At 47.8% G+C, this 15,667-nt stretch carries 18 protein-coding genes; 3 read left to right on the top strand and 15 right to left on the bottom strand.

The annotated features are described in order from the left end of the window. Positions 1 to 27: 27 nt before the first annotated feature. The 10 genes from atpA to mnmG all read right to left on the bottom strand — a co-directional run bounded on the left by atpA (position 28) and on the right by mnmG (position 8,675). On the bottom strand, positions 28 to 1,569 hold the full coding sequence (atpA, locus tag ACFQ2T_RS09525) for a F0F1 ATP synthase subunit alpha (RefSeq protein ID WP_379033614.1): 1,542 nt from the start codon (positions 1,567 to 1,569) through the stop codon (positions 28 to 30). A gap of 16 nt (positions 1,570 to 1,585) precedes the next feature. Continuing rightward, the gene (locus ACFQ2T_RS09520; protein WP_379033612.1) at positions 1,586 to 2,122 is read right to left on the bottom strand and encodes a F0F1 ATP synthase subunit delta; all 537 of its coding nucleotides are present in this window, start codon (positions 2,120 to 2,122) and stop codon (positions 1,586 to 1,588) included. Between the two features lie 9 nt (positions 2,123 to 2,131). After that, positions 2,132 to 2,602, bottom strand: a complete 471-nt coding sequence (locus ACFQ2T_RS09515; RefSeq protein WP_379033609.1) for a F0F1 ATP synthase subunit B — start codon at positions 2,600 to 2,602, stop codon at positions 2,132 to 2,134. Between the two features lie 65 nt (positions 2,603 to 2,667). Then, positions 2,668 to 2,934, bottom strand: a complete 267-nt coding sequence (gene atpE / locus ACFQ2T_RS09510) for a F0F1 ATP synthase subunit C (RefSeq protein WP_055830697.1) — start codon at positions 2,932 to 2,934, stop codon at positions 2,668 to 2,670. Between the two features lie 68 nt (positions 2,935 to 3,002). Further along, positions 3,003 to 3,878: a F0F1 ATP synthase subunit A gene (gene atpB / locus ACFQ2T_RS09505; protein ID WP_379033605.1), complete on the bottom strand. Its 876-nt coding sequence runs from the start codon at positions 3,876 to 3,878 to the stop codon at positions 3,003 to 3,005. A gap of 30 nt (positions 3,879 to 3,908) precedes the next feature. Then, a complete protein-coding gene (locus ACFQ2T_RS09500) occupies positions 3,909 to 4,301 on the bottom strand; it encodes an ATP synthase subunit I (RefSeq protein WP_379033602.1) in 393 nt (130 codons plus the stop codon). A 158-nt stretch (positions 4,302 to 4,459) separates the two neighbouring features. Next, positions 4,460 to 5,308: a ParB/RepB/Spo0J family partition protein gene (locus ACFQ2T_RS09495; RefSeq protein WP_379033599.1), complete on the bottom strand. Its 849-nt coding sequence runs from the start codon at positions 5,306 to 5,308 to the stop codon at positions 4,460 to 4,462. Between the two features lie 48 nt (positions 5,309 to 5,356). After that, positions 5,357 to 6,115, bottom strand: a complete 759-nt coding sequence (locus ACFQ2T_RS09490; protein WP_379033596.1) for a ParA family protein — start codon at positions 6,113 to 6,115, stop codon at positions 5,357 to 5,359. After that, positions 6,115 to 6,741: a 16S rRNA (guanine(527)-N(7))-methyltransferase RsmG gene (gene rsmG, locus ACFQ2T_RS09485; protein ID WP_379033594.1), complete on the bottom strand. Its 627-nt coding sequence runs from the start codon at positions 6,739 to 6,741 to the stop codon at positions 6,115 to 6,117. Before rsmG ends, ACFQ2T_RS09490 begins: the two co-directional genes overlap by 1 nt. Further along, positions 6,738 to 8,675, bottom strand: a complete 1,938-nt coding sequence (gene mnmG, locus ACFQ2T_RS09480) for a tRNA uridine-5-carboxymethylaminomethyl(34) synthesis enzyme MnmG (protein WP_379033956.1) — start codon at positions 8,673 to 8,675, stop codon at positions 6,738 to 6,740. The genes rsmG and mnmG overlap by 4 nt, the downstream gene beginning before the upstream one ends. Before the next feature lie 234 nt (positions 8,676 to 8,909). Here mnmG and ACFQ2T_RS09475 point away from each other — a divergent pair, with 234 nt between their 5' ends. Next, positions 8,910 to 9,344 carry a DUF1924 domain-containing protein gene (locus ACFQ2T_RS09475; protein ID WP_379033591.1) on the top strand — a complete coding sequence of 145 codons (435 nt, stop codon included), beginning with the start codon at positions 8,910 to 8,912 and terminating at the stop codon, positions 9,342 to 9,344. A gap of 22 nt (positions 9,345 to 9,366) precedes the next feature. Continuing rightward, positions 9,367 to 9,954: a cytochrome b/b6 domain-containing protein gene (locus ACFQ2T_RS09470; RefSeq protein ID WP_379033588.1), complete on the top strand. Its 588-nt coding sequence runs from the start codon at positions 9,367 to 9,369 to the stop codon at positions 9,952 to 9,954. A 10-nt stretch (positions 9,955 to 9,964) separates the two neighbouring features. Here the strand turns inward: ACFQ2T_RS09470 and mnmE are convergent, their stop codons facing one another. Genes mnmE through rpmH form a run of 5 tightly spaced genes read right to left on the bottom strand, consistent with a single transcriptional unit; the run spans position 9,965 to position 13,730 of the window. Then, complete coding sequence (gene mnmE, locus ACFQ2T_RS09465; RefSeq protein WP_379033585.1) at positions 9,965 to 11,374, bottom strand: tRNA uridine-5-carboxymethylaminomethyl(34) synthesis GTPase MnmE; 1,410 nt, start codon at positions 11,372 to 11,374, stop codon at positions 9,965 to 9,967. Beyond that, positions 11,364 to 12,968: a membrane protein insertase YidC gene (gene yidC, locus ACFQ2T_RS09460; RefSeq protein ID WP_379033583.1), complete on the bottom strand. Its 1,605-nt coding sequence runs from the start codon at positions 12,966 to 12,968 to the stop codon at positions 11,364 to 11,366. The genes mnmE and yidC overlap by 11 nt, the downstream gene beginning before the upstream one ends. Positions 12,969 to 12,987: 19 nt before the next feature. Then, positions 12,988 to 13,197, bottom strand: coding sequence for a membrane protein insertion efficiency factor YidD (gene yidD / locus ACFQ2T_RS09455; protein ID WP_379033580.1), 210 nt, complete (start codon positions 13,195 to 13,197; stop codon positions 12,988 to 12,990). A gap of 7 nt (positions 13,198 to 13,204) precedes the next feature. Further along, positions 13,205 to 13,570: a ribonuclease P protein component gene (rnpA, locus tag ACFQ2T_RS09450; protein ID WP_379033577.1), complete on the bottom strand. Its 366-nt coding sequence runs from the start codon at positions 13,568 to 13,570 to the stop codon at positions 13,205 to 13,207. A 25-nt stretch (positions 13,571 to 13,595) separates the two neighbouring features. Beyond that, positions 13,596 to 13,730 (bottom strand): 50S ribosomal protein L34, encoded by a 135-nt coding sequence (gene rpmH, locus ACFQ2T_RS09445; RefSeq protein WP_018987191.1) that lies wholly within the window; start codon positions 13,728 to 13,730, stop codon positions 13,596 to 13,598. 339 nt (positions 13,731 to 14,069) lie between these two features. Between rpmH and dnaA the strand changes: the two genes are divergently transcribed. Next, positions 14,070 to 15,494: a chromosomal replication initiator protein DnaA gene (dnaA, locus tag ACFQ2T_RS09440; protein WP_379033574.1), complete on the top strand. Its 1,425-nt coding sequence runs from the start codon at positions 14,070 to 14,072 to the stop codon at positions 15,492 to 15,494. Positions 15,495 to 15,667: the final 173 nt, after the last annotated feature.

Raw genomic sequence — 15,667 nt, 5'->3', positions numbered from 1 at the left:
TAGGTTCCTAAGTCGAAGTGTCAGAGATTAATAAGCGTTGGTTGCTTTGAAATCTTGAATCGCAGCTTCCAGTGCTTTCTCGTTGTCGCCACTCAGATCTTTACTGGAATCGATTGCATCAATGATGTTCTTGTACTTGGAGTTCAAGAAACCATGCAATGCGTTTTCAAATGCCAGTACCTTGTTGGTTGGTACATCGTCAAAGTAACCTTTGTTTGCTGCAAACAGGCTGACGCCCATCGCTGCAACACTCAATGGTGAGTATTGCGCCTGTTTCATCAGCTCGGTAAACATACGACCGCGGTCCAGCTGTTTACGGGTTGCTTCATCCAGGTCAGACGCGAACTGCGCAAACGCAGCCAGTTCACGATACTGTGCCAATGCCAGACGCACACCGCCACCCAGTTTCTTGATGATCTTGGTTTGTGCAGCACCACCCACGCGGGATACGGAAATACCGGCGTTGATCGCTGGACGCACACCTGCGTTGAACAAGTCAGTTTCCAGGAAGATCTGGCCATCGGTAATCGAAATCACGTTGGTTGGAACGAATGCAGACACGTCACCGGCTTGTGTTTCAATCACTGGCAATGCAGTCAATGAACCAGTTTTACCCTTAACCTTGCCATCAGTGAATTTCTCTACATACTCTTCGTTGACACGAGCAGCACGCTCTAACAGACGTGAGTGAATGTAGAACACGTCACCTGGGTAAGCTTCACGGCCTGGTGGGCGGCGCAGCAGCAGGGAAATCTGACGGTAAGCAACCGCTTGTTTTGACAAGTCATCGTAAACGATCAATGCATCTTCACCGCGGTCACGGAAGTATTCACCCATGGTACAACCGGCATAAGGTGCCAGGAATTGCAGTGCAGCAGAGTCTGAAGCAGAAGCAGCCACGATAATGGTGTAAGCCATCGCGCCGTGCTCTTCCAGTTTACGTACCACGTTAGCAATCGTAGAAGCTTTCTGGCCAATCGCAACGTAGATACAGGTCATGTTCTGACCCTTCTGGTTAATGATGGCATCAACCGCTACCGCTGTTTTACCTGTCTGACGGTCACCAATGATCAATTCACGCTGGCCACGACCTACCGGCACCATGGAGTCGATAGACTTCAGGCCAGTTTGAACAGGTTGTGATACTGATTTACGCGCAATCACGCCCGGCGCGATTTTTTCAATCTTGTCAGTCAGTTTGGTTTTAACCGGACCTTTACCATCGATAGGCTGACCCAGTGAGTTCACTACACGGCCAATCAGTTCCGGGCCTACTGGCACTTCCAGAATACGACCGGTACATTTACATACGTCACCTTCAGTGATGTGCTCATAGTCACCCAGCACAACGGCACCAACGGAGTCACGCTCCAGGTTCAATGCCAAACCAAATGTGTTGCCTGGAAACTCAATCATCTCGCCGGCCATGACATTGGACAAACCGTGAATACGCACAATGCCGTCTGTCACAGAAATCACAGTACCTTGGGTACGCGCTTCGGCGGTAGTAGAGAAGTTTTCCAAACGGCTCTTAATGAGCTCGCTAATCTCTGATGTTGATAACTGCATTTAAATCTCCTATGCCTTATGCTGTGAGCGTATAGGCTAAATTTTGTAACTGACCTTGGACAGACGCGTCAATGACCGTGTCGCCAACAATAATTTTGATGCCGCCGATGATTTCCGGATCTACGGATACGCTTGCTTCAATCTTCTTGCCGAACTTGGCTTCCAGACGTTTGACCAAATCTTTAGTCTGCGCAGCTGTCAGTTTTGCAGCAGCAATAATTTCAGCGTCCAGCGTGCCTTCATCTTGCGCTTTCAAAGCCTCAAAAGCTTCAGCAATAGCAGGCAATAAGGATAAACGGCCGTATTCAACCAAAATCTTGATTAAATTTTGCCCATGAGCATCCAGGTTGTCGCCGCCAACTTTAAGGAATGTCGCCTCGATATCAGCAGCATTCAGTTTAGGGCTATCAATCAATGTTTTCATGTGCACATCTGATGCAACTGCCGCAGCAAATGCCAGCATTTCAGACCACTTTGCCAGTGCCTTTTTTTCTTTGCCTAACTTGTAGGCGGCAACAGCATAAGGTCTTGCAATGGTTGAGAGTTCAGCCATGTTTTATCCTTATAGTTCCGCAGCAAGTTTAGACAACATCTCGCTATGTGCTTTGGCGTCGATCTCTTTACGCAGGATTTTTTCTGCACCAGCCACAGCCAGTGTAGAAACTTGAGCGCGCAGGCCTTCTTTGGCGCGGTTCACTTCCTGATCGATCTCGGCTTTGGCACCAGCAATAATGCGATCACCTTCAGCTTTGGCATTACCCTTGGCTTCATCGATGATTTGCGCAGCGCGTTTTTCAGCTTGCCCAATAATCTCACTTGCTTTTTGTTTTGCTTCATTCAGTGTCGCTTCAGATTTTTTAGCCGCTACTTCCAAGGCACTTCTACCTTCTTGAGCAGCAGCCAAACCATCCGCAATCTCCTTTTGGCGCGCTTCAATCGCTTTTAACAGCGGCGGCCAAACGAATTTCACTGTGAACCAAATCAACACTGCAAATGCGATAGCTTGCGCGATGAGTGTGAAATTAATATTCATTTTTGATCCATCTTACTGGGTTGTTGAAAGGTTTAAGTCACTACTTAAACCCTACCGGGCGTTAATTACTGTGCAACAACGCTCAACAATGGGTTTGCAAATGCAAACATCATGGCCAAACCAACACCGATAATGAAGGACGCGTCGATCAAACCCAACAGCAGGAATACTTTACCTTGCAAAGCTGGGATCATTTCTGGTTGACGTGCAGCACCTTCTAGGAAACTTGCACACATAATACCAATACCGATACAGGCACCTGCAGCACCCAAACCGATGATCAAACCGATACCAATGCCTGTGTAGGCCTGAATCAATGCTAAAGCTTCCATTATGTATTACCCTCTCTTATATTAAGAAATAAAAACAACTACAAAATTAATCAAAGAAAAACTTGAAATTAGTGCGATTCATGCGCCATAGCCAGGTACACCACGGTCAGCATCATGAAAATAAACGCTTGCAAGGCCACGATCAGGATGTGGAAGATAGACCAGCCAGCACCCAGCACTGCACCTGCGATGGTTCCTGTCAAACCCGTGGCTGCCCACAGACCCAACAACAGGAAAATGACTTCACCGGCATACATGTTGCCGAACAAACGCAAGGAGTGGGAAAGCGGTTTTGAAACGTATTCGATGAGGTTAAAAGCGAAGTTTGCAACGAATAACAACGGGCTTAAAACGAGACCAACAAAACCAAGTGCGCTTTTTGGTTTGAAGAATTTGGCAGAACCGAACGGGGCACAGAACAACTCGTGAATCCAGCCGCCCAGGCCTTTGGCTTTGATTGAAAAGAAAATCATCAGGAACCAGACTGCCAGTGCCAATGCAAAGGTGGTGTTGATATCTGAAGTTGGCACTGCACGCCAGTGATCGAAGCCCAGTGCATGAATCCCTTTTGCGAAAATATCTACCGGCAGGAAGTCCATGGCATTCATGGCGAACACCCACAGGAAAACGGTCAGTGCTGTTGGCGCGATAAAACTATGCCTGTCGCCGTGGAAAATATTCTTTACCTGATCATCAATAAAACCAAACACCAGCTCTACAAAGGCCTGTGCTTTGCTTGGCACACCAGAGGTAGCTCCGCGCGCGACCAGCCAGACCAGACCCATCACCACAAAACCCAGGATCACCGACATCGCCAGCGTATCCACATGCAATGTCCAGAAACTGGTATCACCTACGGATTGGGCGTTAAAACCCAGGTGATGTTGAATGTAACTGGAAGGGGTCAACGCGTGTTCTGCTTGTTGTGTGTGTTCGGTTGTCATAATCTCAAACTATTTTTTAAATAAACATGTCTACACAGGGGTTTGCGATTTTGCCAGCGCAGCACCCGAGAAGAGGGCAGCGGCTGCCAAGCCGGCAATCAGTGCAAACGGCACCAACGATTGATACAACTTGAATACCGCCAATAAGATAATGGCGATAATCAGAATTTTTACTGCTTCAGCCTTGAGCAAATTCAACAATACATCTGTTGCTTGCGTTTTAGACTGGCTTCTTGCTGCGATTCTTGCGGCAAACCAGGCACCTACTATCACCGCCGCACCACCGAACAATGCTGAAACACCTGCGGGAAATCCGGAAATTAAACCCGCTGCAATCGTCACAGCAGCCGTTGCCATCACTTGCCAACGCAGCATATTGCGATACATCTGTGCGTCGGAGAGGCTGGTTTCCGGTGTGGTCATGGGGTTTAACTGCAAAAAATCAAGGCAAATTGCTACAAAGACGCGAGATTTTGAATTATTCACAGGGTTAAGTCAAGCTTTCAACTGACTTAACTGCCTGAATGTGCTGGAAAATTCCCATACCAAGCCAAAATTTTGCTTTTTACCGGAACTTTTGCTTAATTGCGCGTGAGTTTTGCTATCCAATCATCCAGCTGGTCCAAATTTGCATAGCTCAGTTTTAATACACCGGAACCATTGGTTTTAGCACTGATATTCACGCCCGCACCTAATTGCTCGCTCAATTGCGTTTGCAGGGAGGCGATATCTGGCTGCTCACTTTCCTTGCCTTTCTTTTTCCCGCCTGGCGACTGCTGCATCAAGCGCTCCACTTCACGCACAGACAGGCCATCCTGCACCACTTTATTGGCCAGCAGGATTTGTTGCGCCGGCTCAACACCCACCAATGCCCGGGCATGACCCATATCAATCTGGTTATCCAGCAACATGTCCTGCACCATCGGTGTCAGTGTAAGCAGGCGTAATAAGTTGGATACCGCTACACGTGAGCGCCCAACGGCTTCAGCGGCTTTTTCATGAGTCATTTCAAATTCATCGATCAGGCGCTTGATGCCCATGGCTTCTTCCAGCGGGTTCAGGTTTTCGCGCTGGATGTTTTCAATCAAGGCCATTGCCAGTGCAGCCTCATCGGCGATGTCGCGTACAAGCACCGGCACTTCAGTCAATCCGGCTTTTTGTGATGCGCGCCAGCGGCGTTCACCGGCGATGATTTCAAATTTATCTTCTGCAATCTCACGCACCAGGATAGGCTGCATGATGCCTTGTGTGCGTATGGAGTCGGCCAGCGTTTGCAAAGCCTCTTCATTCATATACGAACGTGGCTGATATTTGCCGGGCTGAAGCTGGCTGACATGCAGCGTGCGTAAGGTGTCTGATTGAGCGATGGTTTCTACATCACCGGATAACAATGCATCAAGTCCGCGTCCGAGTCCTTTGAGCTTAACCATACTGCTGATTCCTTGTGTTGAATGTCTGTGAAAAGTTGAGATGAAGAATTAATTCTTCTGGATGAGTTCTTGCGCCAGCTCCAGGTAGGCCTGCGCACCCTTGGAGGCACGATCATACAGCAGCACCGGCATGCCATAACTCGGCGCCTCTGCCAGGCGAACATTGCGCGGAATAATCGTCTGGTAGACTTTTTTACCAAAATGACTGACCAGTTGTGCCGACACCTGTTGTGCCAACATATTGCGGTTATCAAACATGGTGCGCAACAAGCCTTCGATTTCCAGTATCGGGTTTAAGTGAGCGCGCACTTTCTTAATAGTATTGACCAGGTCTGACAAACCTTCCAGTGCATAGTACTCACATTGCATGGGAATCATGACAGAGTCCGCAGCTGTCAGGGCATTTACCGTCACCAGATTCAGCGAAGGCGGGCAGTCCAGCAACGCATAATCATAGGTATCTCCCAATTTTAGCAGCGCGTTTTTCAAGCGTGTCTCACGTGCCATTTCATTGACCAGCTCAACCTCCGCCCCGGCCAGGTCACGATTGGAGGGTGCCACATCAAATTTCGCCGCTTCTGCATGCAGAATCACTTCCTGCAAGGATTTATTGCCGATCAGCACCTGGTAAATACTATCTTTTAAATGTGTTTTGTCTATGCCACTACCGGTGCTGGCATTACCTTGTGGATCCAGATCGACCAACAGCACCTTTTTTCCCTGCTCGGCCAGGCTGGCTGCTAAATTAACGCAAGTTGTAGTTTTACCTACGCCGCCTTTTTGGTTGGTGATCGCGATTATTTTCATTATGAATTCTCAAACACAATTAAATGTCTTTCCGCTTGCAAAGTTGGCACTTGCAAACGAATAATTTCTGAAGGAATGACACTGGCAAGCTGCAGCTCATCGTCAGGCACCACACCCTTCATAGCCAGCCAGCGCCCATGTGGAACAATCAGATGCATGGTCAGCCGCCTGAATAAAGCGATATCTGAAAATGCCCTCGAAATAACCTGATCAAAAGGCGAGGGTGGCTGATAGGCTTCAACCCGCCCGTGCACCACCTCTGCATTGACCAGCCCCAATTCCGCTTTCGCCTGGCGCATAAAGATGGCTTTTTTCTGCACGGTATCTATGGTGGTCACCTGTACATCGGGGCGGGTTATCGCAATGATCAACCCTGGCAAACCGCCACCACTACCTACATCCAGTAAACGGCCGGACTGTATATGAGGCAACACGCTCAAACTATCGAGTATATGCAGGCTTAACATTTCCTGTGGATCGCGCACGGCCGTCAGGTTGTATACCTTGTTCCATTTTTGTAGCAAGGTGATATACGCCAGGCATTTTTCCTGCATCGCCTCAGAGACGACAGATCCCAAGCCCAGCGCCTCAACCCCGGCAGCCAATTGTGATGCCAAAACCGTCATGCTGCTGCGATATCGCCAGACTGATGTTGTTTTTTATGCTTGCGCTTCAGATATACCAGCAATAAAGAAATGGTCGCTGGAGTGATGCCCTGGATGCGACTTGCCTGACCTATCGTTTCAGGCTGTTGCATCAATAGCTTCTGGCGCGCCTCATTACTTAAGCCATGTACATCATTGTAATCAATGATGTCACCCAGTTTAATATGCTCACTATTTTTCTGGCGCGCGATTTCTTCATTCTGCCTATCGATATAACCTTGATATTTGGCAGCAATCTCTACTTGCTCAATTACATCCGATGCCAGGATTTCGGGTGCAGGCACAATATCCAGTAGCGATTGGTAACTAATTTCCGGGCGACGCAATAATTCAAACAGGGAATACTCATGCTCCAGTACTTTGCCAAAAACAGCGTGCTGTGTTTCACGTGAAACAATTTTGTTTTGACTATTGCTATTCACCTGACCACCTTCAGGTTGCAGGTAGGTATTCTTTAATCTTGTCTGTTCGCGCTCCACCATTTCTTGTTTTTTACTGAAGGCTTCCCAGCGCGCGTCGTCCACCAAACCTAATTTGCGTCCGATTTCGGTCAGTCGCATATCTGCATTATCTTCACGCAACTGTAAACGATATTCCGCACGGCTGGTGAACATACGGTAAGGCTCATTGACGCCAGTAGTAATTAGGTCATCAACCAGTACCCCAAGATAGGCTTGTTCACGGGAAGGGCACCAGCCATCTTTCTCCTGTGCGTAGAGTGCCGCATTTGCACCCGCCAGTAGACCCTGTGCAGCTGCCTCCTCATAACCTGTAGTGCCATTGATCTGACCTGCAAAAAACAAGCCTTTTACAGCCTTGGTTTCCAGGGTCGATTTTAAACCCCTGGGATCATAGTAGTCATATTCTATGGCGTATCCGGGGCGCAGTATGTGTGCATTCTCCAGCCCACGGATCGAACGCACCAGCGACAACTGGATATCAAATGGCAAACTGGTAGAGATACCATTCGGGTAAATTTCATGGGTTGTCAAGCCTTCAGGCTCAAGAAACACCTGATGCGATTCCTTGTCGGCAAAGCGATGGATCTTGTCCTCTACTGAAGGGCAGTATCTTGGACCGACTCCCTCAATGACACCGGTATACATTGGGGAGCGATCCAAGCCACTGCGGATGATGTCATGGGTTTGCTGATTGGTGTGGGTAATCCAGCAAGGTAATTGCTGTGGATGTTGTGCGACATTCCCTAAAAATGAGAATACTGGTACTGGAGTATCACCAGGCTGCTCGGTCATGAGACTATAATTAATCGTGCGGCCATCAATCCGTGGTGGGGTGCCAGTTTTCAGGCGGCCGGCAGGGAGACCGATTTCGCGCAATCGAGCAGCCAGGGAAATAGATGGGGGGTCTCCGGCGCGCCCGGCGCTGTAATTCTGCAACCCGACATGCACCAGTCCACCGAGGAAAGTACCTGCCGTGAGGACAACCGACTTGGAATGAAAACGCAAACCGATCTGCGTCACCACGCCAACCGCTTTTTCGCCCTCTAAAATAATATCGTCCACCGCCTGCTGGAATAACCACAGATTAGCCTGATTTTCGAGTCGATGACGTATCGCAGCTTTATAGAGGATACGGTCAGCCTGTGCACGTGTTGCACGCACTGCCGGACCCTTACTGGAATTCAAGATACGGAATTGAATGCCACCGATATCGGTGGCTGCAGCCATAGCGCCGCCAAGTGCATCTACCTCTTTAACCAAGTGCCCTTTACCAATGCCGCCTATAGAAGGGTTACAGGACATTTGCCCCAACGTTTCGATGTTATGGGTCAGCAGCAAAGTTTTTTGTCCCATGCGTGCAGCAGCCAGCGCCGCTTCAGTACCTGCATGGCCACCACCGACAACGATGACATCGAATTTATCAGGAAAATCCATCATAAAGTGATTGAACTATTTGATTTAAAAAGAGTTGTGATTTTAGCGTAAACTAGACTGATGGTCATTTTAATTCACACCATAATCACAGCTTAGTTACATTTGCACGCTGCATTACTACAGATTTAATACAAATTAATAACGGTTTAATACAAATCAATTACACGCAAGCCATATTTACTTAACATAAAACTAATAAAATTCGTTCCAATAATAACCAAAGGAGCTCTTACCATGAAAATCAAAACAATTATCGCTGCATTCGGGGTACTTTTTTCTGTCAACGCGTTGGCTGATGTCACAAACGCTGAAAAACTGGTCTATAAATACACCAATATCGCGCAGTCAGTTAATCCATCGTTCAAAGCACCGTCAATTACTGATGGCAAAATCTTTTTTAACCGCAAGTTTCAAACTGCGAGCGGCAGGGAAGCTGCGTGCGCATCTTGCCACACTAACAATCCTGCTAATGTTGGTAAAAACATCGTCACCAATAAAGAGATTCCTCCATTGGCGCCTCGAGTCAACACCAAACGTTTCACTGATATTGATAAAGTCGAAGAAGAGTTTACTAAACACTGCAACGATATTTTGGGCGCGGATTGCGCACCTGCAGAAAAAGCCAATTTTATTGCTTACTTATTGACTGAAACCAAGCCCACTAAATAATCAAGCCGAGTTAATAACCTGAATGTTGCGCTACGTATGGGATCCATTTATCCGGATCTTCCACTGGTCGCTGGTGGCGGCTTTCGCATATGCGTTTTATACCCATAGTTCCATGTGGGACAGGTTGCACCATGCATATGCGGGTTATGTCGCCGGCACACTGATTGTCGCGCGCATTATATGGGGCGTAGTCGCTACCGGCTACGCCAACTTCCAAAGCTTTCCGTTAAACCCCGTCTGGGCAGTGAAGCATTTATTCAAACTGCTTAAAGGGACAGCCAGGCATTATGTTGGTCACAATCCTGTAGGCTCAATCGCGATCTATGCCATGCTGGGTTTAGGTATTCTGGCAGTGGGTTCAGGCTGTATTGTGTATAACAGCGGTTGGGGATTCATTGATGATGATTTAGCCAAGGTGATCCATCACTATGTCACCTGGACCTGGCTAGGGGTAGTTGTCATTCATGTCCTGGGCGTATTGTTTGAAAGTTTTATTCACAAGGATAATCTGATCTGGGCCATGATTACCGGCAGTAAACGCGTGTGTAGTATTGATGAGCGCTTCAGCCAGCGTAACACACCATTTCCCAGACGAAAAAAAACCCGCTGATGCGGGTTTTTTATTTTCCGATACAAAAGCGACTGAAAATCTCACCCAGCAAATCGTCTGGCGTAAACTCGCCAGTGATAGAAGCCAACGCTTCCTGAGCGCATCGTAGCTCCTCTGCAATCAATTCAGCTGCATGCATTTGTTTGGTTGCCTGCTCCAGATGTTGCTCCACCTGCTGTAATGCCTGGAGATGTCGGGCTCGTGCCATAAAAACCCCCTCATTTCCTGGTTGGTAACCTACAATTTCCAGAAGCGTTTTTTGCAGCTCGGCAATACCATTGCCTGTCTTGGCTGATAAAAACAGGTGTATCTCTTTTTCACGTTTTTCAATGCGTGATGTTTCACGTGAAACATCAATTTTATTATGCACCCAAATTTTTTCAATTTGGTCCGGCAATTGCTGCAGAATGCTGTTCTCGTAAGGCCCTATGCCATGCTGACTATCCACCATCAATAAAGCCACCTGCGCAGTTTCTATTGCTTTCCAGGTACGTGCAATCCCGACCTTCTCGACTACATCTTCTGTTTCACGTAAACCAGCCGTATCAATGATATGTAAAGGCACACCTTCGATCTGAATCATACTTTTGATCGTGTCGCGCGTAGTACCTGCGATTGGTGTCACAATCGCCACATCTTCACCAGACAACGCATTCAGCAAACTCGATTTACCTACATTCGGCTGGCCCACTAATACGACATTCAACCCTTCGCGTAACAAAGCACCTTGTTTTGCCCGCTGGTAAATAGTCAGTAACGTTTGCTGATTGGCTTTCAGTTTCTCCCGTACGCGACCCTGGCTGATAAAATCAATGTCTTCTTCGGGAAAATCCAGGCAGGCTTCGACATACATGCGCAAATCTATCAACTGCTGTAATAAAGCCTGAATAGCTTGGGAAAATTCGCCCGATAAGGAACGAACTGCACTGCGCGCCGCTTCAGCCGTAGAGGCATTGATCAGGTCAGCCACTGCTTCGGCCTGGGCCAAATCCAGTTTATCGTTCAGGTAGGCACGTTGGGTAAACTCACCGGCTACAGCATGTCTGGCGCCAGATTCAATACAGCGAGCCAACAGGATCTGCATCAGCGCAGTACCGCCATGCGCTTGCAGCTCCAGTACATCTTCACCGGTATAAGAATGCGGATTGGGAAAATAAATGGCAATGCCACGATCGATGAGGCTGCCATCCGCCTGGTAAAAGGGCAGGTAAGCTGCATGCCGTGGGGCAGGGCAGTAACCGAGTACCTGCCTGGCGATCTGCGATACTAGCGGGCCGGATACCCTGACTACGCCTATGCCGCCGGCACCGGGTGCGGTGGCTATTGCTGCAATGGTTTCAGTAGTCAAAAGGTCTGGCGCAGCATGATTGTGCGCCAGATCTACCGGGCTAACATCACCCGACTCCAGACTATTTGCCATTTCCTTTTTTGACAACTGCTTCCGCATGAATCATGCGGTTGATCGCCCATTGTTGCCAGATAGAAAGAATATTGTTCACCAGCCAGTACAGTACCAGGCCAGCCGGGAAGAAAAAGAAAAACACGCTGAACAGCACCGGCATGATTTTCATGACCTTGGCCTGAATCGGGTCGGTAGGTGGCGGATTCAGGGTGGTTTGAATGATCATGGTGGCGCCCATAAGGATAGGCAGAATAAAGTAGGGATCTGTGGCAGACAAATCCTGAATCCAGCCGAAGAAGGGCGCATGACGTAATTGTACTGAACCCAGCAACACCCAATACAGTGAGATAAATACCGGGATCTGCACCAGGATAGGCAGGCAACCACCCATAGGGTTGATTTTCTCGGTACGATACATCTCCATCATGGCTTGCTGCAGCTTTTGTTTATCATCGCCAAATTTGTCTTTTAGGGCCTGCATGCGCGGGGCCATTTCACGCAAGTGAGCCATATTGCGGTAGCCAGAGGCAGACAATTTGAAGAAAGCAGCCTTGATCAGCACCGTCAGGATAATAATGGCGATACCCCAGTTTTTAACCAGGTCATAAATATGGGTCAGCAACCACATCAGCGGCTTGGCGATAATGGTCAGGATACCGTAATCAACCACATACTCCATGCCAGGCGCGGCAGCTTCCAGGTCATCCTGCTCCTGCGGACCACTGAATAATTTAGCATCTATGGTTTTAGTGGTGCCAGCAGCGATCTCGCCCACAGGCAAAATGGTACCGATAGAGAAATCATGGTCACTGAGTTTTGTTGTATAAAACTTGCGTTCAGCTTTGGATTGCGGAATCCAGGCACTCACAAAATAGTGTTGTACCAGGCCGACCCAGCCATCTTTGGCATTGATAGACACATCTTTTTTGGCCATTTCGTCAAACTTGACCTTGTTGTATTTATCCTCTTCAGTGAAATATGCGCCGCCAGTAAAGGTAGGCATCATTTTTGAACCCTGGTTGGACTCGCTATCGTGGATGATCTGATAATAAACGGAGGGAGAAATCGCTTTTTCGCTATTGTTTTTGATCTCGTACCGCACATCAATCTGGTATTGACCACGATGGAAAGTGTAAATTTTGTCCACAGCGATACGATTGGTTTCTGGTGCTGTTAAACGCACCTCGAGTGAGTTTTCACTCTCTTGCATGACATAACTGGTATCAGTGGCTGTAAACGTCTCGTAATGCGTTGGCAGCCCATCGCCTTTCAAGCCAGTTTGCGCGACATACAATTCATCCTTGCTCTGATCGCTCATCAGCTCATACGGGCCGGAGTTATCATCCGCCTTATGTTCCAGCAAAGATAACTGACGCAAGTCGCCACCCACAGTATCAATCACGGCAGCATAGCGATCGGTTTTCACAGAAATACGCTCGCCTTTTTTCAGGCTGAAACCATTTTCCTGTGGCTTATCGGCAGGCGTGCCTTGTGGTGTTGCAGCAGTTTGCGCAGCTGGCATCTCAGGCGCATGCTCTTTTTGCCAGGCATCCCATAGCAGCATGATGGAGAAAGAGAAAATGACGAACAGAATTAAACGGCGAGTATCCATAAGGTTTCGTTTTTACAAGTCAAGGAAGGGGGTCCACACCACCGGGATGCCAGGGATGGCAGCGACCGATACGTGCCAATGCCAGCCTGGAGCCTTTAAAAGCGCCATAACGCTGCAAAGCCTCGATCGCATAGTGTGAACAGGTGGGATGAAAGCGGCATTGACGGCCCAGCCAGGGGCTTAAGCCCCACTGGTAACACTTTATCAAAGTAATCAGTACCATTTTCATCAGCGTATCAGGAAACTGTAGAGGTTTTTTTAAGCTTGCTCAGCAATACCGACAAATCACGTTGTACTGCACTAAAATCAGCCTGCTGAAAGGTCTTGCGAACCTGAAGCACCACATCATAACCGCTTGTTGTTGAAGAAGGTTGATTTCTTAACAATTCGCGCAGTACGCGCTTCATATAATTACGGCTCACTGCCAGCTTGGCGATTTTCTTGGGCACAACAAGACCGTAACGATTGAGCGGTTGCTGGTTAGGTTTGATATTGGCAAGCAACCACTCGCCATATAAGCGTTTCCTGAAAGTAAAAACGGATGAAAATTCATCCGTTTTTCTAAGCTTATACAATGTCATGGCTGCTGAAATGTCATGCATAGCCTCAAGCAATGCAGCACCGGGATTACAGACCCAGGCGTTTACGGCCTTTAGCGCGACGGGCAGCAATCACTGCACGGCCACCTTTAGTTTTCATACGCACAAGAAAACCATGGGTACGGGCACGGCGGGTTTTAGATGGTTGGTAGGTACGTTTCATTATTTAGCTCCTGCGCCAAGTAGGGAAGTAAATCCCGGCAATTAAAATCTGTTCCGGCATCGCTGATTTCGCAGCTGAAATTTGCCGATTTCAAAAACCCTTAATTAAACATGAATTGAGCTAGGTATGTCAATGATTTTTTTTATATTTATATAGTCGCAGGCTGTGGATAACTCCAGTCAAAACGTTTAGAATGTCCCCAGTGAATCACGCTGCCAAACGGCCTTGATTCCCACTTCTGCCACTCTTTCCTGGCACATAACGAATAAACAAACGCAAACTACTCCAAGGCTGACAGGCCGGAGTCAGCTTTTTGCATACATTGAAAACACTGGAGCAATGGAAAACTTTTGGGCGCATTGTCTGCTGAAGTTCGAAAAAGAACTATCCGCACAACAATACAATACCTGGATTAAACCCCTGCGTGCACGCGTGAATGGTCAGGCTGTGCAAATTGTTGCGCCTAACAAGTTTGTCATGCAGTGGGTAAAAAGCAAGTTTTTTAACCGCATTGAAACCATTGCGCTTGAATTATCCAATAGTGTAGTGGTTGAGCTGATTGTTGACAGCAGTATTCTGCAAACTGAACCTGCGCTTATGCAAACGGCTTCATATAATGATGCTCAGCCATCTGGCGCCAACGAAACACCCATCGCAAAAAGTCAGCCCAGGCAAATTGAAAAGCCTGTAGAGAAGAAACCTTTTCCAAGCCGGGCACCGGTTAAAAATATCAAATCTGAAAAGAGCAGCGGACTGAATAACAGTTTCCTGTTCGATAACTACGTCACCGGCCGCGCCAACCAATTGGCGCGCGCAGCAGCCATACAAGTCGCTGGCAATCCCGGGCAGGCATATAACCCTTTGTTTATCTATGGTGGTGTCGGTTTAGGTAAAACGCATTTATTGCAGGCGATAGGCAACGAGCTTAAGAAAAACAAGCCGGAAGCCAATATCCGTTATCTGCATGCGGAACGGTATGTTTCGGACGTAGTGAAGGCCTATGAGAATAAGGCGTTTGACGAGTTTAAACAGCAATACCACTCATTAGATTTGCTATTAATTGATGACATACAGTTCTTCGCCAAGAAAACGCGTACGCAAGAAGAGTTCTTCTATGCCTTTAATACGCTGATCGAAGAAAAGAAACAGATCGTCATTACCTGTGATACCTATCCTAAAGAAATCGTGGATATGGATGAGCGATTGCGTACACGTTTCAGCTGGGGCCTGACGGTCGCAGTGGAACCGCCGGAACTGGAAATGCGCGTCGCCATTCTGCGTAAAAAAGCCGAGACGCTGAAAATCAACCTGCATGAAGATGTGGCATTTTTTGTCGCCAAGCAGATCCGATCCAGCGTACGTGAGCTCGAAGGCGCCCTCAACCGTATCATCGCCATGGCTAACTTTACCGGCCACGCCATTGATGTGCACCTGGCCAAAGATGCCCTGCGTGATCTGATCGCGGTTCGCGGACGCCAGATCACGATTGAGAATATCCAGAAAACCGTCGCGGATTATTACAAGATTAAAGTCAGCGATATGTTTAGCAAAAAGCGCTCGCGTAATGTCTCGCGGCCGCGCCAGGTAGCCATGTCGTTGGCAAGAGAACTAACCAATCACAGCTTCCCTGAAATCGGTGAAGCGTTTGGCGGACGTCACCACACTACGGTGATGCATGCCTGTGATGAAATAGAACAACTGCGTTTAAACGACCAGACACTCGCGCGCGATATCGGTTTTTTAACGCAGGTAATCAGGGATTAAACCAGTAAAATACAAAAACAAAAGCTGTGGATAAGGTGCGAATGAACTGTGTTTAAATATTGCGTATAGACAGGATAAAATCGGTTTACAATATCAGCCACAAACTATGCATGTTTAAACCGCAATTTATACACAAGCTAACCGGGTAACAAGTAATTGAATATAAATGCTTT

This window comes from Methylophilus flavus (assembly GCF_042678905.1).
GTDB lineage: Bacteria > Pseudomonadota > Gammaproteobacteria > Burkholderiales > Methylophilaceae > Methylophilus > Methylophilus flavus.
This window is presented reverse-complemented; position numbering and strand designations above follow the sequence as displayed.

Bases quoted from the DNA above. Each gene is read 5' to 3' on its own strand.
- atpA (WP_379033614.1), bottom strand. From the start codon at position 1,569: ATGCAGTTATCAACATCAGAGATTAGCGAGCTCATTAAGAGCCGTTTG.
- ACFQ2T_RS09520 (WP_379033612.1), bottom strand. From the start codon at position 2,122: ATGGCTGAACTCTCAACCATTGCAAGACCTTATGCTGTTGCCGCCTAC.
- ACFQ2T_RS09515 (WP_379033609.1), bottom strand. From the start codon at position 2,602: ATGAATATTAATTTCACACTCATCGCGCAAGCTATCGCATTTGCAGTG.
- atpE (WP_055830697.1), bottom strand. From the start codon at position 2,934: ATGGAAGCTTTAGCATTGATTCAGGCCTACACAGGCATTGGTATCGGT.
- atpB (WP_379033605.1), bottom strand. From the start codon at position 3,878: ATGACAACCGAACACACACAACAAGCAGAACACGCGTTGACCCCTTCC.
- ACFQ2T_RS09500 (WP_379033602.1), bottom strand. From the start codon at position 4,301: ATGACCACACCGGAAACCAGCCTCTCCGACGCACAGATGTATCGCAAT.
- ACFQ2T_RS09495 (WP_379033599.1), bottom strand. From the start codon at position 5,308: ATGGTTAAGCTCAAAGGACTCGGACGCGGACTTGATGCATTGTTATCC.
- ACFQ2T_RS09490 (WP_379033596.1), bottom strand. From the start codon at position 6,115: ATGAAAATAATCGCGATCACCAACCAAAAAGGCGGCGTAGGTAAAACT.
- rsmG (WP_379033594.1), bottom strand. From the start codon at position 6,741: ATGACGGTTTTGGCATCACAATTGGCTGCCGGGGTTGAGGCGCTGGGC.
- mnmG (WP_379033956.1), bottom strand. From the start codon at position 8,675: ATGGATTTTCCTGATAAATTCGATGTCATCGTTGTCGGTGGTGGCCAT.
- ACFQ2T_RS09475 (WP_379033591.1), top strand. From the start codon at position 8,910: ATGAAAATCAAAACAATTATCGCTGCATTCGGGGTACTTTTTTCTGTC.
- ACFQ2T_RS09470 (WP_379033588.1), top strand. From the start codon at position 9,367: ATGTTGCGCTACGTATGGGATCCATTTATCCGGATCTTCCACTGGTCG.
- mnmE (WP_379033585.1), bottom strand. From the start codon at position 11,374: ATGGCAAATAGTCTGGAGTCGGGTGATGTTAGCCCGGTAGATCTGGCG.
- yidC (WP_379033583.1), bottom strand. From the start codon at position 12,968: ATGGATACTCGCCGTTTAATTCTGTTCGTCATTTTCTCTTTCTCCATC.
- yidD (WP_379033580.1), bottom strand. From the start codon at position 13,197: ATGAAAATGGTACTGATTACTTTGATAAAGTGTTACCAGTGGGGCTTA.
- rnpA (WP_379033577.1), bottom strand. From the start codon at position 13,570: ATGCATGACATTTCAGCAGCCATGACATTGTATAAGCTTAGAAAAACG.
- rpmH (WP_018987191.1), bottom strand. From the start codon at position 13,730: ATGAAACGTACCTACCAACCATCTAAAACCCGCCGTGCCCGTACCCAT.
- dnaA (WP_379033574.1), top strand. From the start codon at position 14,070: ATGGAAAACTTTTGGGCGCATTGTCTGCTGAAGTTCGAAAAAGAACTA.